This window comes from Stenotrophomonas maltophilia group sp. vghtpe118 (genome assembly GCF_052605195.1).
In genome coordinates this window covers 3,234,288-3,258,394 of sequence record NZ_CP199672.1, presented here as the reverse complement: position 1 = coordinate 3,258,394, position 24,107 = coordinate 3,234,288, and the positions used below count along the sequence as shown (strand labels likewise).

Annotated in this window: 21 protein-coding genes; 4 read left to right on the top strand and 17 right to left on the bottom strand. The window is 67.5% G+C overall.

The window, feature by feature from the left end; translation table 11 throughout:
* Window positions 1-59 precede the first annotated feature (59 nt).
* Window positions 60-2,171: a M13 family metallopeptidase gene (locus ACUDTM_RS14860; RefSeq protein ID WP_445391387.1), complete on the top strand. Its 2,112-nt coding sequence runs from the start codon at window positions 60-62 to the stop codon at window positions 2,169-2,171.
* A 108-nt stretch (window positions 2,172-2,279) separates the two neighbouring features.
* Here the strand turns inward: ACUDTM_RS14860 and ACUDTM_RS14855 are convergent, their stop codons facing one another.
* On the bottom strand, window positions 2,280-3,209 hold the full coding sequence (locus ACUDTM_RS14855) for an oxygenase MpaB family protein (RefSeq protein WP_445391386.1): 930 nt from the start codon (window positions 3,207-3,209) through the stop codon (window positions 2,280-2,282).
* Window positions 3,210-3,518: 309 nt separating this feature from the next.
* Between ACUDTM_RS14855 and ACUDTM_RS14850 the strand changes: the two genes are divergently transcribed.
* Window positions 3,519-4,133: a hypothetical protein gene (locus ACUDTM_RS14850; RefSeq protein ID WP_049411437.1), complete on the top strand. Its 615-nt coding sequence runs from the start codon at window positions 3,519-3,521 to the stop codon at window positions 4,131-4,133.
* Window positions 4,134-4,172: 39 nt separating this feature from the next.
* Here ACUDTM_RS14850 and ACUDTM_RS14845 read toward each other — a convergent pair whose 3' ends face one another.
* From ACUDTM_RS14845 to ACUDTM_RS14785, 13 genes are all read right to left on the bottom strand, one after another.
* Window positions 4,173-4,517 (bottom strand): hypothetical protein, encoded by a 345-nt coding sequence (locus ACUDTM_RS14845; protein WP_334271500.1) that lies wholly within the window; start codon window positions 4,515-4,517, stop codon window positions 4,173-4,175.
* A 34-nt stretch (window positions 4,518-4,551) separates the two neighbouring features.
* A complete protein-coding gene (locus tag ACUDTM_RS14840; protein WP_134968927.1) occupies window positions 4,552-5,322 on the bottom strand; it encodes a LytR/AlgR family response regulator transcription factor in 771 nt (256 codons plus the stop codon).
* Entirely contained in the window at window positions 5,312-6,571 is a 1,260-nt protein-coding gene (locus ACUDTM_RS14835) for a sensor histidine kinase (RefSeq protein WP_069140068.1), read from the bottom strand. The genes ACUDTM_RS14840 and ACUDTM_RS14835 overlap by 11 nt, the downstream gene beginning before the upstream one ends.
* 188 nt (window positions 6,572-6,759) lie before the next feature.
* A complete protein-coding gene (locus tag ACUDTM_RS14830) occupies window positions 6,760-8,409 on the bottom strand; it encodes a M28 family metallopeptidase (protein ID WP_072167722.1) in 1,650 nt (549 codons plus the stop codon).
* Window positions 8,410-8,657: 248 nt separating this feature from the next.
* Window positions 8,658-10,313: a CsgG/HfaB family protein gene (locus ACUDTM_RS14825; protein WP_445391385.1), complete on the bottom strand. Its 1,656-nt coding sequence runs from the start codon at window positions 10,311-10,313 to the stop codon at window positions 8,658-8,660.
* A 16-nt stretch (window positions 10,314-10,329) separates the two neighbouring features.
* Window positions 10,330-11,007 (bottom strand): hypothetical protein, encoded by a 678-nt coding sequence (locus tag ACUDTM_RS14820; protein WP_151355430.1) that lies wholly within the window; start codon window positions 11,005-11,007, stop codon window positions 10,330-10,332.
* Window positions 11,008-11,106: 99 nt separating this feature from the next.
* A complete protein-coding gene (locus ACUDTM_RS14815) occupies window positions 11,107-12,207 on the bottom strand; it encodes a hypothetical protein (RefSeq protein WP_061478618.1) in 1,101 nt (366 codons plus the stop codon).
* Window positions 12,198-13,394, bottom strand: coding sequence for a hypothetical protein (locus tag ACUDTM_RS14810; protein ID WP_088496425.1), 1,197 nt, complete (start codon window positions 13,392-13,394; stop codon window positions 12,198-12,200). The genes ACUDTM_RS14815 and ACUDTM_RS14810 overlap by 10 nt, the downstream gene beginning before the upstream one ends.
* 106 nt (window positions 13,395-13,500) lie before the next feature.
* Window positions 13,501-14,763 carry an RNA polymerase sigma factor gene (locus tag ACUDTM_RS14805; RefSeq protein ID WP_088496424.1) on the bottom strand — a complete coding sequence of 421 codons (1,263 nt, stop codon included), beginning with the start codon at window positions 14,761-14,763 and terminating at the stop codon, window positions 13,501-13,503.
* Between the two features lie 45 nt (window positions 14,764-14,808).
* Entirely contained in the window at window positions 14,809-15,165 is a 357-nt protein-coding gene (locus tag ACUDTM_RS14800; RefSeq protein WP_032128771.1) for a DUF1428 domain-containing protein, read from the bottom strand.
* Between the two features lie 22 nt (window positions 15,166-15,187).
* Window positions 15,188-15,598, bottom strand: a complete 411-nt coding sequence (locus ACUDTM_RS14795; protein ID WP_005415091.1) for a VOC family protein — start codon at window positions 15,596-15,598, stop codon at window positions 15,188-15,190.
* 33 nt (window positions 15,599-15,631) lie between these two features.
* Entirely contained in the window at window positions 15,632-16,054 is a 423-nt protein-coding gene (locus ACUDTM_RS14790) for a VOC family protein (RefSeq protein WP_065179260.1), read from the bottom strand.
* Window positions 16,055-16,121: 67 nt separating this feature from the next.
* Window positions 16,122-16,535, bottom strand: a complete 414-nt coding sequence (locus ACUDTM_RS14785; RefSeq protein ID WP_032953878.1) for a YciI family protein — start codon at window positions 16,533-16,535, stop codon at window positions 16,122-16,124.
* Between the two features lie 819 nt (window positions 16,536-17,354).
* On the opposite strand from ACUDTM_RS14785, the gene ACUDTM_RS14780 reads away from it, so the two are divergent.
* Window positions 17,355-17,762, top strand: coding sequence for a YciI family protein (locus tag ACUDTM_RS14780; RefSeq protein ID WP_049413606.1), 408 nt, complete (start codon window positions 17,355-17,357; stop codon window positions 17,760-17,762).
* Here ACUDTM_RS14780 and ACUDTM_RS14775 read toward each other — a convergent pair.
* Window positions 17,740-19,812 carry a gluconolaconase gene (locus tag ACUDTM_RS14775; protein ID WP_445391384.1) on the bottom strand — a complete coding sequence of 691 codons (2,073 nt, stop codon included), beginning with the start codon at window positions 19,810-19,812 and terminating at the stop codon, window positions 17,740-17,742. The genes ACUDTM_RS14780 and ACUDTM_RS14775 overlap by 23 nt on opposite strands.
* 167 nt (window positions 19,813-19,979) lie before the next feature.
* Here ACUDTM_RS14775 and ACUDTM_RS14770 point away from each other — a divergent pair, with 167 nt between their 5' ends.
* A complete protein-coding gene (locus ACUDTM_RS14770) occupies window positions 19,980-21,500 on the top strand; it encodes a tetratricopeptide repeat protein (RefSeq protein ID WP_353080498.1) in 1,521 nt (506 codons plus the stop codon).
* A gap of 97 nt (window positions 21,501-21,597) precedes the next feature.
* Here the strand turns inward: ACUDTM_RS14770 and ACUDTM_RS14765 are convergent, their stop codons facing one another.
* Both ACUDTM_RS14765 and cycA read right to left on the bottom strand, forming a co-directional pair.
* On the bottom strand, window positions 21,598-22,374 hold the full coding sequence (locus tag ACUDTM_RS14765; protein WP_088496303.1) for a lytic transglycosylase domain-containing protein: 777 nt from the start codon (window positions 22,372-22,374) through the stop codon (window positions 21,598-21,600).
* Between the two features lie 211 nt (window positions 22,375-22,585).
* Complete coding sequence (gene cycA / locus ACUDTM_RS14760) at window positions 22,586-23,959, bottom strand: D-serine/D-alanine/glycine transporter (protein ID WP_069140079.1); 1,374 nt, start codon at window positions 23,957-23,959, stop codon at window positions 22,586-22,588.
* Window positions 23,960-24,107: the final 148 nt, after the last annotated feature.

Below are 24,107 nucleotides of genomic sequence, written 5' to 3'. Positions count from 1 at the left end.
ACGCGGCCAGTGGCGCCGGAGCGGATTAGACTTGGGGTTTTCCGCTGCAAGAGAAGTCCATGTCCAAGCTGCGCCGTCCCACCCTGGCGCTGGCCATCGTTGCCAGCCTGTCCCTGGCCGCCTGTGACCGCCCGGCCGAACCGGCCGCCGGTGCCACCGCGCCGGCCGATGCCGCCCCCGCTGCGGCCAAGCCGATGCTGGGCAGTTTCGGCTTCGATGCCAGCGGCATGGATCGCAGCATCGCCGCCGGCGACGACTTCTTCGGCTTCGCCAATGGCACCTGGGTGAAGAACACCGAGATTCCGGCCGACCGCTCGCGCTTCGGCAGCTTCAACGTCATTGCCGAGAAGACCCTGGCCGATACCCGCGCCATCCTTGAAGGGGCGGCCGGCAACACCAAGGCCAGCGGTGACGACAAGCTGATCGGCGACTACTACGCTGCCTACATGGACGAAGCCGGCATCGAGCAGCGCGGCGTTGCACCCGTGGAGCCGCAGCTGAAGGCGATCGATGCGATCGCCGACAAGGCCGGGCTGGCCCGCGCCCTGGGCGGCGACCTGCGCGCCGACGTCGACCTGCTCAATGCCACCAACTTCTACACCGACCGCCTGTTCGGCCTGTGGGTGTCGGTGGACCTGCTGCAGCCGGACCGCACCGCGCCGTACCTGGTGCAGGGCGGGCTGGGCATGCCCGACCGCGATTTCTACCTGGGCGGCGGCCGCATGGCCGAGCTGCGCAAGCAGTACCAGGCCTACATCGCGCAGATGCTGCAGCTGGCCGGTGTGGCCGACCCGGCCGGCAAGGCGCAGCGCATCCTGGCACTGGAAACGAAGATCGCGCAGGCGCATGCCACCCAGGAAGAAACCAATGATGTGACCAAGGGTGCCAATCCGTGGACCCAGGCCGACTTCAATGCCAAGGCGCCCGGCATGGACTGGAACGCCTTCCTCGACGCGGCCGCGCTGGGCAAGCAGCAGGACTTCATCGTGTGGCAGCCCAAGGCCGTGGCCGGCCTGTCCAGGCTGGTCGCCACCGAGCCACTGGAGGTGTGGAAGGACTACCTGGCCTTCCACGCGCTGGACCGTGCCGCCGCCTACCTGCCGAAGAAGTTCGCCGATGCCCGCTTCGCCTTCCATGGCACCGCGCTGAGCGGCACGCCGCAGCAGAGCGACCGCTGGAAGCGCGCCGTGGATGATGCCAACCATGCCGTCGGCGAAGCGATCGGCAAGCGCTATGTCGAGAAGCACTTCGACGCGAAGACCAAGGAACGCGCGGACGAGATGGCCAAGAACATCATCGCCGCCTTCGCCAAGCGCATCGACGCGTTGGCGTGGATGTCCCCGCAGACCAAGGCGAGCGCCAAGGCGAAGGTGGCCGGCCTGACCGTGGGCATGGGCTATCCGGAAAAGTGGCGCGACTACACCGGCCTTGAGATCCGCCGTGATGACCCGCTGGGCAATGCGCAGCGCGCCGAGCTGTTCGAGTACCAGCGCAACATCGCCAAGCTGGGCAAGCCGGTCGACCACAGCGAGTGGGCGATGCTGCCGCAGACCATCAACGCGATGAACGTACCGCTGGAGAATCGCCTGGTGTTCCCGGCCGCGATCCTGCAGCCGCCGTTCTTCGACGGCGCCGCCGACGACGCGGTGAACTACGGTGCGATCGGCGCGGTGATCGGCCACGAGATCAGCCATGGCTTCGACAACGCCGGCGCGCTGTTCGATGAAACCGGCAAGCTGCACAACTGGTGGACCGCCGAGGACCTGAAGCAGTTCAACGCCGCCGGTGATGCGCTGGCCGCGCAGTTCAGCAGCTACGAGCCGTTCCCCGGCGTGCATGTGAACGGCAAGCTGACCCTGGGCGAGAACATTGCCGACGTGGCCGGCCTGGGCACCGCCTACGATGCCTACCAGCTGTCGCTGCAGGGCAAGCCGGGCCAGACCCTGGAAGGCTTTACCCCGGACCAGCGCTTCTTCCTCGGCTTCACCCAGGCGTGGCGCAGCAAGAGCCGCGAGCAGGCGCTGCGCAACTCGCTGCTGACCGATGTGCATGCACCGGGCCAGTTCCGCGCACTGACCGTGCGCAACATCGACGCCTGGTACCCGGCGTTCGAGGTGAAGGAAGGCCAGAAGCTGTACCTGGCCCCGGACAAGCGGGTCAAGGTGTGGTGATGTAACCGGAACGGGCGCCGCAAGGCGCCCGTTTCACTTGCGGGTAGCTGCCAACCTTGGTTGGCGCTTCCGCGGCACCGCGAAAAGCGTGCCAACCAAGGTTGGCACCTACCAGGCAACCGCGGGCCACTCGCGCAGGATCTCCACCGGCGCGCCCATGCGTGCACAGGCGCGGCTGGCGAGGCCGTCGGGCAGCGCACGGCGGAACAGCGGCGCCATGCCCTGCATCAGCTTCGCAGACGCCGCAGCCTGGGCGCGCTGACGGCCACTGCGTGCAAGCATGCCTTCGGCCCAGTCCGGCAGCAGCGCCGCACCCGCACCGAGGAACACCTCGCGCGACAGCCCCGGCACCGGTACCGGCAGGCGCACCCCGGACAGCACCTCCAGCACCTCGCGCGAGCGCTCATCCACACGCAGCTCCGGCTGACGTGCACAGAAGTACGCCGCCACTTCCGCTTCGCTGCGCGGCACATCCACCGCGCCCAGTGCCTCGGCCACGCAACGGTACTCGTCGTAATAGCGATCGGCGATGTGCGCCGGCACCTCGCGCCCGTAGCGTCGGAACCCCTGCAGGAAACCGAAGGCTTCGGTCACGTGCACCCAGGTCAGCAACTGCGGATCGTCGGCGGCGTAGGGCTCGCCCTGCGCGGTCTGGCCGCGGATCTGCGCATGGATGCGGCGCACCCTGGCCACCAGCGCCTCCACCTCGCCGCTGGGCGCATAGCTGGTGCCGGCAACGACGGCGGTGGTGCGGCGCAGCCGACCCACCAGGTCCTGGCGGAAATTGGAGTGGTCATAGACCCCGGCCAGCGCGCGTGGGTGCAGGGTCTGCAGCATCAGCGCGCACAGGCCACCGGCGAGCATCGAGGGAAATTCGGCGTGCAGCCGCCAGGTGACGCTGTCCGGGCCGAACCAGCCCGGGTCGCCCTGCGGATGGTCGTAGTCGATACCACTCTGGCCGCGCGGGAAGGCGTCCAGTACCCAGCGTCGGATCGGCGCCGTGACGGGGCGGGAGAGTCGCTGCAGCAAAGCCGGCATCACAGGTCCAGGAGAGGCGGAAGAACAGTCGCGTCTTGCGCGGTTGGCTCCGATTCTCGGCGATCACGCCTCCGGCGGCGAGCCTCCCCGCTCAGCGACGGTTTCATGTGCGGCCGCAGCACGTTTCACCCTGCGACATCCTGTCGCAGGCCGTGACTGCGCTGCTGCATTGCATCAATTTTCACTCCCGCCGGTCAAACCCTTGCGCCGCTTGGCATTGCCCCCATTGCACGGCTCGCTGGAAGTGCTAGAACTGGATCCGCCACACCGTCCAATGCTGATCGACGCACGTTCCACAAGGAGCCAGCCATGATTGCCTTGTTCAAGGGTTTGGGAATTCTGCTTCGCGACAACGAGCTCTACAGCAGCCCGTTCGACAAACAGGTGGCGCACTGGCGCAACCTCAGCGAGCAGCAGATCCGCGATGAAGTGGCTGTGCTGGCCCAGGCCAAGTGCCAGTGGCTGATCGCCTCGATCGTCGGCTGGCAGGCGGCCTCGCTGCTGATCCTGGGCCTGATCGCCAACTACCTGTGGCGCGACGACTTCCATATCACCTTCACCCGCGTGGTGATCGTGTTCGGCTCGTGGGTCTCGATCCTGTTCGTGATCTGGTTCATGGCCAACATGTTCGATCAGCAGGCCGGCTTCGAGCGCTGGATGAAGGCGTTCAACAGCCGCGCCCGCATCAGTTCCAAGGCCGACAGCGTGGAGCACGTGGCCGAGGCGCTGGACCTGGCCGAGCACTACCCGGAAGTGCTGGACTATAAGCAGGCGGTCACCGCCAGGCGCGAACTGCGCCACGAGGACATCCGCATCATGACCGAGATCGGCCGGATGAAGCAGCACTCCGAACTGGTCGGCCGCCTCAACCATGTGGGCGAGACCGAGCACCATCACGACCTGACACTGCAACCTGCCTACTGAGCCTTCAGGGAAGCGGGGGGACCCACACTGCCACCGTGATCACTCACGGTGGCAGTGTTCTATCGGGTCCTGGCTGACGCACTGGCGGAAGCCGTCGGGTAGCCCAGGCATGGCCTCGGTCTTGCCTGCTGCAACGGCAAACCGGCGCAGCGGCGGTGTGGTGCACGCGGCATCGGTGCTGCACGCTGGGTCCAGCACCAGGTAATGGCAGTGGCCACTGCTGCTGGCAATGCACTGAAAGCGCGCCTCGCCATCGACCACCGTACTCTTGCTGTACAGCGTGTCCACGCCGTTGGCATGGGTGCGGGTGATCGAGGTGTTGCGGGATTTTTCGCAGCCGGCCAGTGCCAGCACGGCAACGCACGCAATCAGCAGACGGGACATGTTCATTCCTCGGTGCAGGGGGATGCGGCTGCGGCTACATGCCGCGGAACAGGCTCATGAACGGCTGGCTGACCACCAGCGTCTCCGTCCGCCCGCGCAGGCGCAGCACGCCGCGCCCGGTATCGTCGCGGCTGACCGCCGCCACTGCCTTCATGTTGACGATGGTCGAACGATGGATCTGGCGGAAGTGCTGCGCATCGAGCACTTCCAGCAGCTCGCGCAATGGCGTGCGCAGCAGGCTTTCGCCGCTGGCGGTGACCACGGTCGTGTACTTGTTGTCCGCGCGGAAGTACGCCACGTCTTCCAGCATGATCAGCTGCGTCTCGCGCCCATTGCTGGCGGTGATCCAGGCCAGTGGCGGGCGCTCGGCCGCGCCCTGCGATGGGCCCAGCCGCTGCAGCAGGCGCTCGAGCACGGCATCGTCCTGGCGCGTCGATGGCAGCCGCGACAGGATGCGTTCGCGGGTGGCCAGCAGGCGCTCGTCGCTGACCGGCTTCAACAGGTAATCCATCGCGCCCTGTTCGAACGCATCGATGGCGTACTGGTCGTAGGCGGTGACGAACACTACCTGGGTGCGCGGGCTCAGCTCGGACAGCGAGCGTGCCACCTCGATGCCGCTGATGCCAGGCATGCGGATATCGAGAAAGGCGATGTCCGGCTGCTTCTCGGCCAGCTGCTCCAGCGCGCTGGCGCCGTCTTCGCACTCGGCCACCAGCTTCAGGTCCGGCCACAGCCGGCGAAGTTGCTCCACCAGCGACTGCCGCAGCAGTTCTTCGTCTTCAGCGATCAGTGCCTCAAGCGGCATGGCTGCGCTCCTTGTGCGACTGCGGCAGGGTCATGGTCGCTGCCACGCCGCTGGGGAAGTTGGCGACGATCGCCACGCCGGCCTGCTCACCACAGGTCAGGCGCAGGCGCTCGCGCAGGTTCTTCAGGCCGATGCCGGTACCACTGGTGCCCTGGCCGAAGCCGAGCCCATCGTCGGCCACGGTCACCGTCACGTGGTCGTCGAAGCCGCGCGCCAGGATCCAGATCGTGCCTCCGCCGGGCTTGGGTTCAAGGCCATGCTTGATCGCGTTTTCCACCAGCGTCTGCAGCGCCATCGCCGGCAGGTGCACGCCATGCAGTTCGCTGGGCACCTGCACTTCCACCGCCAGCCGTGCGCCCATGCGGATGCGCAGGATCTCCAGGTAGGCGCGGGTGCGTTCCAGCTCCACGCCCAGCGTGGACACCGATTCGTCCACCTGTGGCAACGAGCTGCGCAGGTACTGGATCAGGTGGCCGAGCATCTGCTCGGCCCGTGCCGGGTCGGTGCGGGTCAATACCTGCGCGTTGGCCAGCGTGTTGTAGAGGAAGTGCGGTTCCACCTGCGCATGCAGCAGGTTCAGCCGCGCCACCGACAGTTCCTTTTCCACCTGGGTCTGTTCGGCCGCAGCCTGTTCGTCGCGGCGCTGGTCGGCGACGCGGCGACTGATCGCACGGGTGACTGCTTCAGCGTTCTCGAAGTTGCTGCCCTCGTCCAGCGCCAGCAGGTCGGCCCACCAGCCGGCATCGGGTTCGAACAGCAGGGTAACGGTGCTGGTGCCCTGCCCCGGCGTGACCGTTGCCAGCACGCTGTTGCGCTTGATCGCCAGCCGCGCAGGCAGGTTCCAGCGCGACGGCTGGCGGCCATTCCAGAGATCGACCCGGCGCACATAGGCGCGCACCTGCAGGCTGCCGGCCGAGCTTTCCACGTCTTCCACGCGGGGTAGTTCGGAGATTGCCGCCTCCACCACCGAGAAGGCGTGGCCGGCGTCCATCGGCAGTTCGATCTGGCGGCGCTGGCGACCGGACAGGGTGGTGGCGTCCAGGCGACCGGCCACCAGCCAGACCCGGCGGATGTGGGTGATGGCACTGCCCAGCGCGGAAATGATCAGGAACATCGCCAGCAGGCCGAAAATCCAGCCCGGGCCATCGTTCATGCCACTGAAGATGCCGCTCCAGACCATGCCAGCGACGAACAGCGCCGCAGCCCAGGCCAGCAGGTGACGGAACAGGAGTGAGAGGCTGGCGAACACGGCGGCGCCTTGGAGGAAGGGGGTGAGCCGAGCATAGGGCGGCCGGCCGGGCAAGCAAGCGGCCTGCGACGAAGGGCCGGAAAGTGCGGATGGAAGCCGTTCTGGTAGTGCCGGCCGCTGGCCGGCATCCCGTTATGTCCGCAAACCTGGCAGCAGTGCCGGCCAGCGGCCGGCACTACCGGTGCTTCTTACTTGCGCTGGCCGGCGCTGGCGTCACGCACGGCGCGGAACGACTCGTCCTTGCTCCAGTTCGGCCAGGCACGGGAGTTGGCCAGCTGGTTGCCCAGCGTGTACAGCACTTCCAGGTCGCGGGCGGCACCGGCGAACACCCAGTCCGGCTGCCATTCGTCGCCCTGCTGGTGGTAACGCTTGGCGGTGTAGTCCTCGGAGGCTTTCTTGCCTGCGGCGACGCCACCGTCCACCCAGTCCTGGCCGGCCGACCAGGACAGCGCCGGCACGCCACGCTTGGCGAACGGGAAGTGATCGGAGCGGAAGAACAGGCCCGCTTCCGGCTTCGGGTCCGGCGTGTAGCGGATATCCCAGCCCTTGGCCACGTCCTTCAGCTGGTCCAGCAGCTCGAAACGCGCGGCGCCGTAGATGCCGAAGTCACGCGACGGGCCGAACGGCGCCATGCCGTCCATGTTGATCACCGCCACGGTCTTTTCCAGCGGGTACAGCGGATGGGTGGCGTAGTACTCCGACCCCAGCAGGCCCTTTTCCTCGGCGGTGACCGCCAGGAACAGCAGCGAGCGCTCCGGGCGCTTTTCCTTGGCGAAGCCACGGGCAAGCTCGATCAGCGAGGCGGTACCGCTGGCGTTGTCCAGTGCGCCGTTGAAGATGCGGTCGCCACGCGCGTCCGGCTCGCCCACGCCGATGTGGTCCCAGTGCGCGCTGTAGATGATCGTCTCGTCCGGGTGGCGGCTGCCTTCCAGGCGTGCGGCCACGTTGTGCGAGGTGATCACTTCGGTCTTCACCGCGTACTTCGCGTCCAGGCTGGCGCCGGTCAGCGGCACCGGGGTGAAGTCGCGCTGCTGCGCCTTCTTCTTCAGCGCCTCGAAGTCCTGCCCGGCGGAGCGGAACAGCTCCACCGCCAGGTCGCGCTGGATCCAGCCTTCCAGCAGCGGGTGGCTTTCGGCCGGGTTGTCGCGCACCACGTCGAACATGGTGTTGGTGTTGGAACCGGCCACGGTGGCCCAGCCATAGGAGGCCGGTGCGGTCTCGTGCACGATCAGCACGCCCAGTGCACCCTGGCGCGCGCCTTCCTCGTACTTGTAGGTCCAGCGGCCGTAGTAGGTCATGCCCTTGCCGTCGAAATCACCCTGGCCGGTCTCGAAGTCCGGATCGTTGATCAGTACGACGGCGATCTTGCCCTTCAGGTCCACGCCCTTGAAGTCGTCCCAGTTGCGCTCCGGCGCTTTCACGCCATAGCCGAGGAACACCAGCGGGGCCTTGCTGATGTCGACGTTGCTGGCGCCGTTCATGGCGGCGCGCACGGCAATCTGCTTGCCCTGCTCCAGCGCAACGGTCTTGCCGCCCTGGTGCAGCGCCAGCTGCGGTGTGCCGACGATGTCGCCCTTGCGCAGCGGCACGGCCTGGGTCCACAGGCGCTTGCCGTCCTTCAGGTCGCCGCCCGGCTGCAGCCCGGCATCGGCGAACTGCTTGCTGAGATAGGCGATGGTCTTCTCTTCGCCGGCGGTGGCCGGCGAGCGGCCTTCGTAGGCGTCGGAGGCCAGTTCCTTGACGTCGGCGGAGATCCGCGCGCCATCGAATTTCGGGGTGGCCGCCATCAGTGCGCTCGACACCGACAGGGCCAGCACGCCCAGTACCACTCGTTTCATTGCTCTCTCCAGCAGGGAAATCCTTCTGGAGTGTAATGGGATTCGGCAGGGCTGCGCCCTGCGCCTGCCGAAACAACGGCAACAGCCGAAGCAACAGCAAAAGCTGGTTTCCTGAGGGTAGGCGGGGTGGGTCCGGCTGCTGTTGGTGGGGTCTCGACCTTGGTCGACACGAACGGAAACACGAAGGGGTCAGATCCCTTTCCCGGCAGGAAAGGGCTCTGACCCCATCTGTGTGTCGCTTGGGCGTGTTACCAGTTCGGGTCTTCGGCCGGGGCGGCAGCAGGTTTGGGCTTCGGCTTGGCCACCGGGCGCGCGGCGGTAGCCGGTGCTGCCGAGGCCGTTGCGCCAGCAGCGGCGGCAGCCGGCTTGCTGCCCAGCTTCTGGCGCAGTTCGATCTGGCCCGGACGGAAGCCGCCGCGCATCGCGTCAACGCCATCTTCGATGGTGCCGTACGAGGTCTGCGCAGCCACGCGGTCGATGCGGATGGTGCAGCACGGGTGTTCGCTGCGGCCCAGCGAACGGCCGGTCTGCGGGTCCTTCAGTTCCTCGCCCAGGCGCACGGCCTGCCAGCGCTGGCCGGCCTGCACGGTGTCACCGCCCTGGCTCAGCACCACCTGGTCACCGTCCACCGACACCACCGATACCGGGAACAGCGTGGTGACGATGCTGGTGCCGATCTGGCCGGACAGCGATTCCATCATCGCCGCAGCCATGTTGCGGCCGTTGACCACACGCGGCAGGGTGCTCGGGCCGGTCGAGGCCAACTGGTGGTCGAAGCTGTCGGACATCACCACCTGGCCGGTGGTGGCGTTGATCAGGCGCAGGGTGATGCGGCCGCCACCGGAATACGAGGTCACCTGGCGGTCGGACATGCGCAGGTTGCGCACGCTGCGCGGGTACTCGAAGCGTTCGATGGTCGGGATCAGGATCAGGTCGGTCGCCAGCTGCTGGCCGACGCGGGCAGTGTCCTGCAAACGCACGTTGCCGCTGTTGATGTGGTCGATCTCGGCCTGCAGTTCGTCGCCGAACTCGCGATCCAGCACGATGAAGCGCTGGGTATGGGTCAACGTGTCGGACAGGCGTGCGCGGATCGCGTCGGCCACTTCATCGGCGCTCACGCGGCCATCGCCCACGGCATAGCTGCCGGCCTTCGTACGCGGCAGCGCGACCACGATCTTCGGCTTGCCCTGCTCGTCCGGTGCGCGGTACTGGGCGATCTGGGCACGCACGCGTACCTTCCAGTAGCTGCGCATGCTGCGGTGGGTCACGTCGGAATCGAACGAGCTTGCGCCACGCTTGGCATCGACGCTGACCTTCTCGTCGTAGCTTTCCCTGACGCTGGCCGAGGCACCGCCGCCCTTGGCCGTGGCTTCGCCAGAGGCGCTGGCAGAGGCCGAGCCCTTGAAGCTCCAGCCTTCATCGCTGGCGCGCACGCGGGCGATGGTTTCCTCGTCCAGCTGCCGCACTTCGTCCTGCGACAGGATTTCATAGCCCAGCACCGCGCCCTGCGAGCCGGCGATCATCTGCTGGGTGAACGCGTCGGCGCGGATATCGCCGACGTGTTCATCATCCACGTCCACATGCAGGCCTGCGCGCAGGCTCTGCATCTGGCTGGCCACGCGTACGCCGTTGACCTGCGCCACCGCCGACTGCAGCGCCGCCAGCACCGCCAGTTCCGGGGTGCTGCCGATGCCGTCGGCCTCGCGCGCGACCTGGGTGGTGCCGCCGAAATCCGGCGTGCCACGCAGGGGCGCGGCTTCCACTGGCGCATTGCTGGCCAGTGCACTGGTTGCCTTGTCCTTGGCGGGTGTGGGCGCATCGGCGGCCGGGGTGTCCTGCTTGCCGCAGGCTGCAAGCAGCACGGCAGCCAGGCCCAGGCCGATCAAACGGGGGGTCGTACGCATGGGGTTGATCCTCGGATCAGATCGAGTCGAGCATCGAATCGGCGTTCGACGGCACCTTCACCTTGCTCTTCTTGGCGAAGGTCACGGCCGACTTGGTCGAGCCGTACAGGCCCTGGATGAAGCCCGGCGATTCCTTGGCCACCCATGCACCGGCAGCCAGCTTGCGGCCGACGGTGGCCATCTGGGTGGCGCCCAGGTTCTTCATGCCGGCGGTGAAGTTGCTGGCTTCGCCGCCCAGCTTCTGCGCTTCGGCAGCCGACGCCAGCAGCGAGACCAGGCCTTCGGCATAGTGCTGCTTGGATTCAGCGTTCAGCTCCGGCTGCGCGGCCTGGCGCTCGTCGATCGCGGCCTGGGCGGCTTCGCTGACCGACACCGACTTCTTCATCGCATCGACGCTGACCGAACCCGACGACAGCGCCTGGCGCTCGGCTTCCAGCAGCTGCACCTGCTCGGCCAGGCCGAAGGCGCGGGCGAACGAGGTCTGGGCCTGCAGCGAGTGCGACTGCGAGCTGACGAAACGACGCACCAGTGCTTCCTGCGCGGCTTCATCCGGTGCGGCGGCGCTGGAGGCGCTGCTGCTGGAGGTACCGGTGGCGGCGCCGGCCAGGTCCTTCAGCTTGCCCAGGCCCGCGTGGGCCGGCATCGACAGGGTGGCGGCCGCGATGGCCACGACAAGAGCAGTATTGCGGATCATGTGAGAGTCCTTTGGGAGAGACGGCCGCGGTGCGGCACGTGGGGAATCGGTGAGCCCCGGTGGATGCCGAGCGCGCTCGGCACCCACGGGGGCGGCGGATCAGCGGACCGCCTTGACGTTCAGTTCGTTGATCATCTGCTGGGCGGCCTTTTCGGCAGCCAGCTGCAGGGCATTGGTACGGGCCACGGTTTCATTCGGGCCGGTGCCGGAGAACTGCACCGGGCCGACCGACGACACGGTGCGCGGGAAACGACCGGTCACATCCAGCACCTTGCCGGTGACGGTGACGAACACGCGGGTGTTGCCACTGGCCGGATCACGGTCGCGCATGCCGATGTCGAGGGTGCCGACGGCGATGTACGGAATGTTGGCCGCACGGATGCCGTTGGCGGTGTCACGCAGGGTGGCCGGGGCCAGGTCGTTGCCGGTGCTGAAGTCCTTGCGGATGCGCTCGATGCTGAGCAGGCCACGCGATTCGCCTTCCACGTATTCGGCTTCAACCACTTCGTAGCCCGCGGCGCTGAAGGCCCCGGTCATCGCGGTGTTGACCTCGGCGGCGTTGGCCACCTTCCAGGTGATGTTGTCGGCGCGCGCGGTGGTGCTGCCGCCGCTGGTGACCGACACCGAACCATTCTGGTTGATGCTGCCGTTGGTGCTGACCGAGTTGCCGCGGAAGCTGTCACCCTCACGGGTGTTCTCGCTGTAGCTGCTGCTGGCGTCGACGCGGCGGTATTCCTTGTCCTGGAACGACTGCACGGTGTCCTGCGAGCGCGCCATGAACAGGAAGGTCAGCAGCGAGCGCTGCGCGGCGGTGGCACCGGCCACGGCCGAACCCGCATCCAGCTTGGTCTGCAGCAGGGTGGTGTTGATCTCGGCACGGACGGTGACGGTGTAGGTCTTGGCTTTCTTGTCTTCGGTGTCCGACAGCGGCACAGCGCTGAGCACGTAGCGGTCGATCTCACCGATGAACTCGGCGCGGCGCGCTTCGAACAGGCGCAGCTTGGCCGCACCGGTTTCGGCGATGTACGCCTCCAGGGCATTGACCTTGGCCTTGTTCAGGGCCTGGGCACGGGTATCGGCACTCAGGCGCAGGCCGTAGCTGGCCGAGCCGGTGCCGCGCGAACTCGCGGTCTGCGCAGCGACCGGCGAGGCCACCACCAGCGCGATGAGGATGAGCAGGATGGTACGCATCAACGACATGACTTGATCAACTCCTGGAGGGCTTGGGTCTGCTGTTGCAACGGGCGGCCGCCCGGCTTCTGTTCGTCCAGCCAGGCGCGCGAATCGGCACGCTTGGCGGCGGCGCCGGCGAAGGCGTCGAGCCCGGCCAGCAGGGTTTCGTAGCTGGCCGACCACTGGTCGACCTGCCACTGCGTGGCCGGCACCACCTTGGTGGCGCCCTTGCGCAGTGGCTGTTCGAAATAGACCTTCCCCGAGAACGGCTCGGTCACCTTGGCGGTGAAGAAGGCGCCGAACAGCATCGTCTTCATCGCCGGGGTTTCCTCGATCACACCGCTCTTCAGTGCATCGACCTGCAGGTTGATGACGTAGTCGGGCTCGGGAATCTTCAGCTGGTAGACCTTGCCGTCGGCAAAGCGGGCAGCCATCGCGCCACCGATCGCCTGGCCCGAGGCCGGCGGCAGCAGCCCGACGCCGGTGTTGGACGACAGCGTCTTGGACAGTTCATGGGCGAGGGTGGCGCGCAGCGGCGCTTCCCACTTCGGGTCGGGCAGCTTGGCGCGGACCGCGTCGGACAGGGTTACACCACCGACCTGCAGACGGCGCACCGCCGCGTCGGGCAACCTGGCCTGGGCGAGGCTGGCCGCCAGCACCTGCGACAGGCTGGTATCGGCGCCGCCATACAGCAGATCGGCGACGATCGCGTCGATATCGTCGTTGTCCGGTCGGTAATCCTGCACGTCGATGCGCTGCAGGGTCAGCGGATAGGACGCGATCACCTGGCGCTCGCGGAAGTCGAAGAACAACGCCTGCAGCGCCACTTCCACCAGCACCTTGTACTGGTCGCCGATCGGCTCGACCGAGACCAGTTCGCGGTCCAGCGCGGCGGCCAGCACGGTGGCGCTGGTGGTGCCGTCGAGCATCGCCACCGGCTGGTCGATCAGCTCCAGGTGGGCCGGTGCGCGGCGCTTGAGCGACTGCGCCAGCGTCTGGTTCAGCGGGATCAGGCCACGCCGTTCCAGCACCGCATGCGCATGTGGGGTGGTCGCCTGCACGGCGGCGGCGTCAGCGGTATAGGCAAAACCGGCCCAATAGGCCTGCTGCGATTTGTCCGCGGCCTGCACGGCCATCGGCCATACGGCCAGGCACAGGGCACAGGCAAGCAGGCGCGCAAAAGCGCGCGATGCGCTCTTCGTCCTTGAATACATCCAACCGCTCCTCGGTCAATACGCACGGAATGCGGGCGCTGATGCGTCCGCTGGGCGCGAAACATAGCCGCTAAGGCGCGCGGCGACAAGTGCTGTCCTTGTCGGCTCAGTCCGTGGGGGGCAGGCCCGCCCGCTGCCGCAACAGTCCACGCTCGGCCTGGTTCTGGCTGAGCCGAGCCGCCTCGCCAAAAGCGTCACGCGCATCCTGCTCGCGCCCCAGTGCCTGCAACAGCTCGCCACGCACCACCTGCAGCGGCGCGTAGTCACGCAGGCGCGCGTCGACCAGCAAGGGCTGCAGCTGCGCCCAGGCGGCAAAGGGACCGTCGCTGCGCAGGATCGCCACCACCCGGTTCAATGCCACCACTGGCGAAGGCTGCACCTGCAGAAGCTGTGCATAGAGCGCAGCAATGCGCGGCCAATCGGTATCCTCGGGGCGGCGCGCCGCTGCATGGCAGGCCGCAATGCGCGCCTGCAGCACGTAGGGATCGTCGCCACCACCCGCGGCCAGCGCACGCGCCAGCACCTGCTGCCCACGTTCGATCTGCAGCCAATCCCAGCGTGCGCGGTTCTGCTGGTCCAGCAGCACCGGCACGCCCTGCGCGTCCACCCGCGCCGCTGCGCGCGAGGCCTGCAGCTCCATCAGGGCCAGCAGGCCCAGTACCGGCGGCACCGGCAACCGATGGGCCAGGATGCGGGCCAGCCGCAGCGCTTCCTCGCACAGCGCCGGGCGCATCCAGTCGTCGCCGGCGCTGGCCGCATAGCCTTCGTTGAACACCAGGTAGATCGCCTCCAGCACCGAGGCCAGGCGCTCCGGCATCGCCTCCGCGCGCGGCACTTCATAGGGCACCTGCTTCTGCGCCAGGGTGCGCTTGGCGCGCACGATGCGCTGGGCGATGGTCGGTTCCGGCTGCAGGAACGCGCGCGCGATCTCCACGGTGGTCAGGCCACCGAGCAGGCGCAGGGTGAGCGCCACGCGCGCATCGGCCGGCAGCACGGGATGGCAGGCCACGAACATCAGCCGCAGCAGGTCATCGCCCAGGTCGTCCTCCAGCGCCTGGCTGTCATCGGGTGCCGGCAGCGCCGCCGGATGCAGTTCCTCGCCCCATTGCGCGTGCTGCTGCGCCACGCGCTGGTGCTGGCGCAGCACATCGATGGCACGGTTGCGCGCGGTGGTCATCAGCCAGGCTCCGGGGTTGTCCGGGATGCCCTGCTCCGGCCAACGCTCCAGCGCGGCCAGCCAGGTGTCCTGGGCCAGTTCCTCGGCACGGCCGACATCGCCACCGAGCAGCCGCGCCAGGCGCGCGATCAGCACTGGCGACTCCATCCGCCAGAGGGTTTCCAGACGCTGCGTCAGTGCGGGCTCGAGCATGCGCCGATCACAGCACGCAGGCCCGGCCCGCACAAGCGCCGCAGCTCACGCTTCAACAATCGGCTTGAAGCCGCCCCAGAACATGCGCTTCGTATCGAACGGCATGTCCTTCGGGCCCAGCGACGCCAGTCGCGGGTCGGCCATCACCTTTGCGTTGATGCGGTCGCGTGCCGCGCGCGAGCGGAACACCACGAAGGCGACGATCACCGTCTCGCCCGGTTTCGCCTTGACCGCGCGCGGGAACGAGGTGCTCTTGCCCGGCTCCACATCGTCGGCCACGCATTCCATGTACTGCAGCGCGCCATGGTCCTTCCACACCGCGCCGGCCTTGCGGGCAAGGCGGCGGTAGGCCGCCACCTTGTCCTGCGGGCACGGCAGCACGTAAGCGTCCACGTAAGCCATGCGGGTTCTCCTGCGGCGGCCGTCAGCCCGGCTCGCCGTCCATGTGTGCGATCTCCCAGAGATGGCCGTCCAGGTCCTGGAAGCCACGCTGGTACATGAAGCCGTAGTCGCGCGCCGGCTGCGGTTCGCTGGCGCCGGCGGCCAGGGCCTTGTCCACCAACTCGTCAACGGCCTTGCGACTGGGTGCCGAGAGTGCGTTGATCACTTCGGTGTGGGTGTGCGCGTCGGCAATCGGCTTGTTGGTGAACTGCTGGAAGAAGGGCTGGGTCAGCAGCATCACGTAGATGCTTTCGCTGATGACCATGCCGGCCGCGTCGTCGTTGGTGTAGGTCGGATTGAAGCTGTAGCCCAGCGCGGTGAAGAACGCCTTGGACTTCTCCAGGTCCTGCACGGGCAGGTTGACGAAGATCATCTGCGGTTGTGGTGCACTCATCGTTGAAGCTCCTTGTGGATGACAGAGGCGGGATCAGGACTGCTTCATGCAGTTGACCATCCACGGCTTGCCGTAACGGTCGATCAGCATGCCCCAGCGATGTGCCCAGAACGTTTCGCCGATCGGCATCTGCACCTGGCCACCTTCGGCCAGCGCGGCGAACACGCGTTCGGCTTCTTCGATGCTGTCGACATCGACATTGATGGTGGTCGAGCCGCCCTCGCCGCCGCCGGGGCCGTCGGCTGCCATCAGGATTGCGTTGCCGATCTCGAGCTGGCTGTGCGCGACGTGGTCGAGGGTTTCCGGCGGCATTTCGTTGCAGCCCGGCGAGCCATCGGAGGGCGGCATGTCGCGGTACTTCATTTCCGAGGTGACCTGGCCACCGAGTGCCTTGGCATAGAACGCCATTGCCTCGTGGGCCTGGCCGCTGAAGCCGAGGAAGGGAATCAGTCTCATGGCAATACTCCGTTGTGCGGTTCAGGGTGGTAGTGCCGGGGCGTGCCCGGTTGGGAGAGGAATCGGGTCAGCCTTCCAGCTGTGCACGCAGACGCTGTTCCTGCTGCTGTAATTCGGGGGTGAAGGCTTCACCAAAGTCTTCTGCGGAGATCAGGGGACGCAGTTCCAGCGTGCCGCCCTCGCCGAACGGCGCACGGCTGGCCCATTCAACGGCCTCGTCCAGCGACCGCACCTCCCACAGCCAGAAGCCGGCGATCTGTTCGCTGGCAGGACCGAACGGACCGGCCTCGACCTTGGGTGCCCCGGCGCCGAAATGAATGCGACGGCCGCGCTGGGTGGCGTGCAGGCCTTCACCGGCCAGCATGATGCCGGCGGCCACCAGTTGTTCGTTGAAGGCGCCCATTTCGGACAGTTCCTGTTCGCTGGGCATGCGGCCGGCTTCGGAGTCGGCGTTGGCCTTCACGATCACCATCACTTTCATTTTGGTCTCCCGTGGGACGCGTGGTGCGTGCCCTTCACTGGGTACAACGAACCAGGGGACTGGGAATCGACACGTCTGTTGGAAATTTTTTTTCTTCCGCGGAAAGCGCGCCTTCGGCGAGGGTCGGCGAACGGCGGAGCCCCTCCGTGGTGGGGTGGGTTGGTCGCTGACGCTCGGTTTGGGTTTGGCCGGGTGGGTAGGCGGGTCGGGGGAGGCCGTAAACCCATCCATGGGGGCTTAGCCGCGGCTTGCTCGTGTGCGCTGTTCTGCGCACACGGCAAGACCGGGGTTGGGCATCGTGCCCAACCCGCCCGAGGCATGCCTCGGGCCCATGCCGCGGACACCCCCGCCCCGCCTACCCACCCGGCCCTGGACAGTTTCCTGCCTCCGGTACCCACCACGGGAAGATCAAGAGAAAAGGCAACAGCAACAGCAACAGCAACAGCAACAGCAAAAGCAAAGGCGGTTGGCTGGCGGGCTCGGCTTTGCGAGCGAAGCGACCCGCTTTTGCTCTTGCTTGTTGATTTCCCGTGGTGGATCGGCCGCCGGAATCTGTCTGGGGCCGGGCGGGTGGGGTTGGCGGGGTATCCGCGCCATGGATGGCGCGGCTAAGCCTCCAGGGACGGATTCACGGCGTCCCCGCCAATCCCACCCGCCCGGCCCACCCTCAGGAAACCCGCTTTCAGCGACCAACCCCACCCCCACCACGGAGGGGCTCCGCCGTTCGCCGATCCCCGCCGAAGGCGCGCTTCTGCGCTGCAACATGCCCGTGCGCAATCCTGCGCGATCATGGACCCCCGCCCCCGCCAGGACCATGCCATGCAGCAGTACCTGCTTCTGATCTACATCGAGCCTGCCCTGCTGCAGGCCCTGCCCACCGAAGAATTCAACGCGCTGATGCGCGACTGCCTGGCCCACGCCGACAAACTGCAGGCCGAAGGCACGCTGCTGGCCGCACAGAAGCTGCAGCCGGTCGACACCGCGCAGACCCTGCGCGTGCGTGATGGCCACAGCCGCGTACTGGATGGCCCCTTCGCCGAGACCCGCGAACTGCTGGCCGGCTTCAACCTGATCGTAGCGCGCGACCGCGACGACGCCATGCGCATCGCCCGCGACTTCCCGTGGGCACGCTTCGGCAGCATCGAAGTGCGGCCGCTGGAAGACATGGACGCCGAGCGCGAACGCTGCGGCGCCCCGGCTGCGGCTATGGCAGCAGCCGTACCCTGATCTCGCGCGAACCGACGCCTTCGTTGCCGCTGTAGTCGCGCACGCTGGCGCGCACGACGTACTCGCCCGGCGGCAACGCCGCCGGCTGCCAGCGTCCGGTTTCCATCAGGCCATCACGCACGGTGTTGGTGGCCAGGTAGCGGAACCGGGTCACCGCGCTGCCATGCACGGTGATGCCGCTGTCCGGTGCGTAGGCCACGCGCACTGCTTCCCGCTGCGGCGGCATGCGGTTGAACACGATGTTCCAGCGCGGCTGCTCGTAGCCCTGCAGCGGTTGTCCCGTAGCATCGAGGATCTGGTAACCCACCTGGTACATGCCCAGGCGGCGTCGTGGCAGATTGTTGTCGACCTGGTCCCAGGCCTCCACCACGATCTGCACGCCACGCCCCTGCCGCGCAACCATCACCACGCCATCGCTGCCTGCGGCCATCGGCTGGTCGTTGTCGTCCAGCAGTGCTACATCAGTGATGCGCGGTGCGAAGTGATCGGCGTAGTTATGGAAGCCAAGCGCCACCGCATTGGTCTCGAAACCACCGGTGCCCACCGCCAGGTGCACGTGCGCCTGGTTGTTGATGCTGCCCAGGCGGTCACCCACGTGGATGCGCATGCCACGGCGCACGCGCATCCGCTGCAGCTTGCCCTGCTCGTCGTACAGCGCCTGCCAGCGCGCGTCGAACGGCACATCGCGCGGGGTGCGGCCGACGCGCATGTGGATGTACTTGAGGCGGTCCACCGCAAGGCCCTCGGCCTGCTCGCCCAGGTTCCAGGCCGCCACCGGGCTGCTGATCTTGCCATCGGCAATCGCCAGCACGGTCTGGCCCACATCACCGCGCACGTCGAAGCCGCCATGCAGGTGGTGGCGGCTCTCACCGCTGAAGTTGCCGCGCACTTCGCCCAGGGTGCCGACCACTTCGTGCCAGCCGTCCTGCGGTGCGAGCGGCCAACGGCCCCCCGTCTTCGGCAGCGCGGCATCAGCGGCCGGGCCGACCAGTGCCGGTGCCGGCAGTTCGCCCACCGGCAGCGGGCGCAGGCGATGCAGGCGGTAGCCTGCGGCGTCGGCCACCAGCACGCTGCCATCGGCATCCATCGCCAATCCACTGGGGCGGGCCAGGCGCGGCAGGCGACCATTGCCGACCAGCGCGATCTGGTGGCCCTGCGGCGTCACCTGCACGATGCGGCCATCCAGATCACCCACGTACAGCACGCCGTCGTGGGTGGTGGCCAGCGACAGCGGCCCATTGATCACGCCACCGGCGGCGACCACGGTGCTGACCGTGCCATCGGCCCCCACCCGGCGCACGGCGTTGTTGAACAGATCGGCCACCAGCAACGCACCCTGCGCGTCGAAGGCCAGCGCCACTGGCGTATCGAAACGCGCAGCGGCGCCCACGCCATCGGCAAAGCCTGGCCGATCACCACCAGCCAGGGTGCGCACACTGCCATCGGTACCGATCACCCGGATGCGGTCATTGAACGTGTCCGCCACGTAGACCTGGCCCTGCGCGTCCACCGCAACGCCCATCGGTGCATCGAAGCGCGCCTGCGTGGCCGGGCCGTCGGCGTGGCCCTGTTCGCCACCGGCCAACGTGGTCACCTGGCCATCGGTGCCGATGCGGCGGATCGCATGGTTGCCGGTGTCGGCCACGTACAGGTTGCCCTGCGCATCGCCGGCAATGCCCGAGGGCGTATTGAAGCTGGCCTGCAGCGCAGGGCCATCGACACGGCCCTCACCCTGCCCGGCCACGGTTTCAACGCGGCCATCGGGCAGGCGGCGGCGGATCCGGTTGTTGTCACCGGCATCGGTGAAATAGACACTGCCATCGGTGCCGCGCAGCAGTGCATACGGGTCGGCGAAGCGCGCCTGCGCGGACGCACCGTCGCGGTCACCGGGGTGGCCATCACCCGCCAGCGGCTCGATCTGCGCGGTCCAGGCCAAGGGCGTGGGCACCGGGCCGGCCAGCGTTTTCAGCGGGGTGTCCCACCAGGTTGCAGCCAAGCCCACCGCCGTTGCCAACGCCGCCCCTGCCGCCATCCATTGCCACCGTGCCATCGTGTTGCGCTGCCTCTGCCTGCTGCTTGAAGAGGCACCGACAATAGACGCTGCGCGTGCGATCCGCCACGGCCGATCATGCGGCTGAAGGCCAGGATTCGCTTCGTCGTGCTTGTCCTCGCTGGCCGTAGCAGGTTCAATGCGGTTCCCACGGATGGAGATTCTCCATGCCCCGCGCTCTCCCCCTCACCGCACTGCTGCTGGCCGCATTGGCCAGTGCGCCCGCCTCCGCTTCGATCACGGTGGCCCCGCAGAAGCCATCGGCCACCGCCGATGCAGTACACGCGGCGTACGCCACGCGCTGGGATGAAGCCATCCAGCAGGCACGCGGCGGCAACACGCTGGGTGCACTGATCAGCATGGAGCGGCTGATGGAGGATCCTTTGCTGGACGACTTCGATGCCGAGCGTCGCGGCCGCGCCTCGCAGGTCGCCGGCTGGACCGCTCTGATGCAGAAGAAGCCGGATCAGGCCCGCCGCTACCTGCAGCGGGCGCAGGAGGCCCTGCCGGAGGATGCACAGATCCTGCTCACCCTGGTGTCGGTGGAACTGTCGGACAACCAGCCGGCCGCAGCCACCACCTTGCTGGTGAAGGCACTGCGGCACGCCGACGCGCCGCTGCCGATCGATCACCACGCGGTCAACTACCTGCAGTACCGCCTGCGTGACCAGCCGCAGAAGCGCATGGACCTGCTGCAGGCGCTGTTTGACAACGGCTGGAAGAGTGGCGGCCTGGAACCCACCGGGCTGTGGCTGGCGCTGGCCACGCTGCAGGCCGACAACGGCCGTGGCGACAGCATTCCGGCCACGCTGGCGCGCATCGACAGCCCGGCCGAGATCATCCGCCTGCGCGGCGACAAGCGCTTCGATCGCTATGTCGATCGCGGTGACGCGCGTTTCGATCCAGTGCAGGCGGCACAGCGCCACCTCGATGAACTACGTGTTTCCGGCCTGCTCGACCGCGCACTGGACGCGCGCATGGCCGAGTTCAGCACCACCTTGCTGATGCTGGACCGCAACGAGGAAGTGCTGTCGTTGACCGAGGGCATGGCCGCTGCCGCCAGCAACGGCGAATCGCCTGCCGCCACAGAAGCGGAATGGGTGGCCTGGCTGCTCAACAGCCGGCTCACCGCACTGCGCCGGCTGGGCCGCACCGATGAGGCACTGGCCACGGCGAAGCAGGCCGCCCGCATCGGCGCGCTCGGCCCGGATGGTGTCGAGCACCAGATGAATGTCGGCTTCGTGTTCAGTTCGCTGGGACGCATGCAGGACGCTGCGCAGGCCGTGAATGACATGCCGGGCCTCGCCGGTTACGGCAAGGCCGCACAGGCGCTGCTGCAGTTTGCCGCCGCCCGCGAGCGCGGTGATGCCAAGGCGCGCGATGCAGCACGCGCGGTGATCCTGGCCCAGCGCGACGATGCCCGCCTGTTCCACCGCGAAATGCTGCTGGAAGAAGGCGACCTGGACGGTGCCGCCGCCGTGCTGATCGAACAGCTGCGCTCGCCGGTTGAACGCGGTGAAACCCTGGCCAGCCTGCAGGACATGCGCACCTATCCGTCATTGCCGGGCGATGTGCGCATCGATGCCGCGTGGCGTGCACTCAAGCAGCGTGCCGACGTGCAGGCCGAAGTGGTACGCGTCGGCCGCATCGAGCGCTACGACCTGGTCAGCACTTCCACCTCGCGCTGAGCGGCTTTTGTGTAGAGCCGAGCCGATGCTCGGCTGCAATTGGCGCAGCCGAGCGTCGGCTCGGCTCTACAACGCCACGTGCAGGCAGCACCGTCCGCTAGCGGGCTGGCACTTCGGTGCGGATGCCCATCGCTTCGCGGTAGCGCGCATACAGCGCCATCACCTTGTCCACATAGGCCAGGGTTTCGGCGTAGGGCGGCACGCCCTTGTAGCGGGTGACCGCACCGATGCCCGCGTTGTAGGCAGCCGCCGCCAACGGGCGGTCGCCGTTGTAACGGCGTAGCAGTGCGCGCATGTAGCGCGCGCCGCCCTCGATCGACTGCTGCGGCGAGAACGGATCGCGCACGCCATATTCCTGTGCGGTCTCCGGCATCAACTGCATCACGCCCTGTGCGCCCTTGGTCGAGACCGCCAGCGGATCGAAATTGCTTTCGGCATGGGCGATCGCACGCAGCCAGGCATCGTCGACGCCGGTAGCTTTGGCCGCGGCCTTGAACTGCCTGGCGTGCTGCGCGAGCTGCGGCGTGCCGACCTTGCCCAGGCCCTCGTGCGCCGGCTCGCCCGGCGGCGTGGCCACGGTGAACTTCAGGAATACCCGCGAGCCGGGCAGGTTGCGGGTGGAATAGACCAGCACGCCGTCCTGCTCGCGCTCGTACAGCACACCACTGAACACGCCCATGTTGCCCCACAGGTTCGGGGCCTGGATGGCGTTGTCGTCGATCTCCTTCGGCGTGCACCGCGATCCCGGCTCCGGTGCGGTGGCCAGGCTGACGGTGTTGCCCTGCACGCAGCGATAGACCGTGCGCGCGGCAGCCATCCCGGGCCACAGGATGGGCAGCAGCACCAGTGCAAGCAGGAGAGGTCGATGGGACATGGCGGCCGGATGATCCGGCCGCGCCCGCGAATGTCGGGTGAACGGGGGTCGGCAGGGCTGCGCCCTGCACCCGCGGTAGTGCCGGCCGCTGGCCGGCAACCTCAACGGCAACGGCAGCGGCCGATTTCCTGCGGCTGACAGTAGATCCACGCCATGCGTGGATGAAACTCTGTAGAGACGATGGATCAATCGATGGAACGGAGACGTTGGATCACTTCGCGGCCCTCCGGCGCACCCAATACCCCGCGCCCAGCAGCACGAACCACACCGGGCTGGCGATCAGCGCCTGGCGCGTGTCGCCCTGCAGGCTCAGCAGCACCAGCACGGCGGCGAAGAACACCAGGCAGGCCCAGCACATGGCGACGCCCCCAGGCATCTTGAAGATCGATGCAGCGTGGCGCTCCGGGTAGCGACGGCGATAAGCCATGTAGGCCACCAGGATCAGCGACCAGACGAAGATGAACAGCACCGTCGCCAGCGTCGTCACCAGGGTGAAGGCGGTTACCAGGTTGGGAATCAGGTAGATCAGCAGCGTGCCGCCCAGCAGGCACAGGCACGAGAACAGCAGGCCACGGGCCGGCACCGCAGCGCGCGACAGTTTCGACAGCCCGCGCGGTGCGTGGCCCTCTTCGGCCAGGCCGTACAGCATGCGGCTGGTGGAGAAGATGCCACTGTTGGCCGAGGACGTGGCCGAGGTCAGCACCACGAAATTGATCAGGCTGGCGGCGGCGGGAATGCCGGCCAGCACGAACAGCTGCACGAACGGGCTCTTGTCCGGCACCACCTGCCGCCACGGGGTGACCGCCATGATCGCGATCAGCGCCAGCACATAGAAGATGATGATGCGCACCGGGATCGAGTTGATTGCCTTGGGCAGGTTGCGCTCGGGGTCGGCGGTTTCGGCGGCGGTGGTGCCGACCAGCTCGATGCCGACGAAGGCGAACACCGCAATCTGGAATCCAGCGAAAAAACCGACCAGGCCCATCGGGAACATGCCGCCGTCATTCCACAGGTTCGACAGCGACGCGGTGTGGCCGCTCGGCGAGGTGAAGCCCCACGCCACCAGACCGGCGCCGGTGATGATCAGCGCACAGATCGCCACGATCTTGATCAGCGCGAACCAGAATTCCATTTCACCGAACAGCTTCACCGTCACCAGGTTCAACGCCAGCAGCAGCATCACGCAGGCCAGCGCCGGTTTCCAGGCTTCAAGCCCCGGGAACCAGAACTGTGCGTAGGCGGCAATCGCGATCACGTCGGCAATGGCGGTGACGATCCAGCAGAACCAGTAGGTCCATCCGCAGAAGAACCCGGCCCACGGGCCGAGCAGGTCGGTGGAGAAATCGATGAAGGATTTGTACTGCAGGTTGGACAGCAGCAGCTCGCCCATCGCACGCATCACGAAGAACAGCATCGCGCCGATGATCAGGTAGACGAAGATGATGGACGGGCCGGCCAGGCTGATGGTCTTGCCCGAGCCCATGAACAGGCCGGTGCCGATGGCACCGCCGATGGCGATCAGTTGCAGGTGGCGGTTGGACAGGCTGCGGCGCAGGTGCTCGGGGGGCGTGGCGGGCTCGGTCATGGGCGCGGGAAGGGGCGGGCGAAGCGTTCGACGGTAGTCCTCCGCGACGCCGAGCGCCAGCGCCAGACGGCCCCATTGCGTCAAAGCAGGCCGCTTTCACCACAATGTGACCGAATACCGTATTGATCCCATTCCGCCCGGCCCGGTG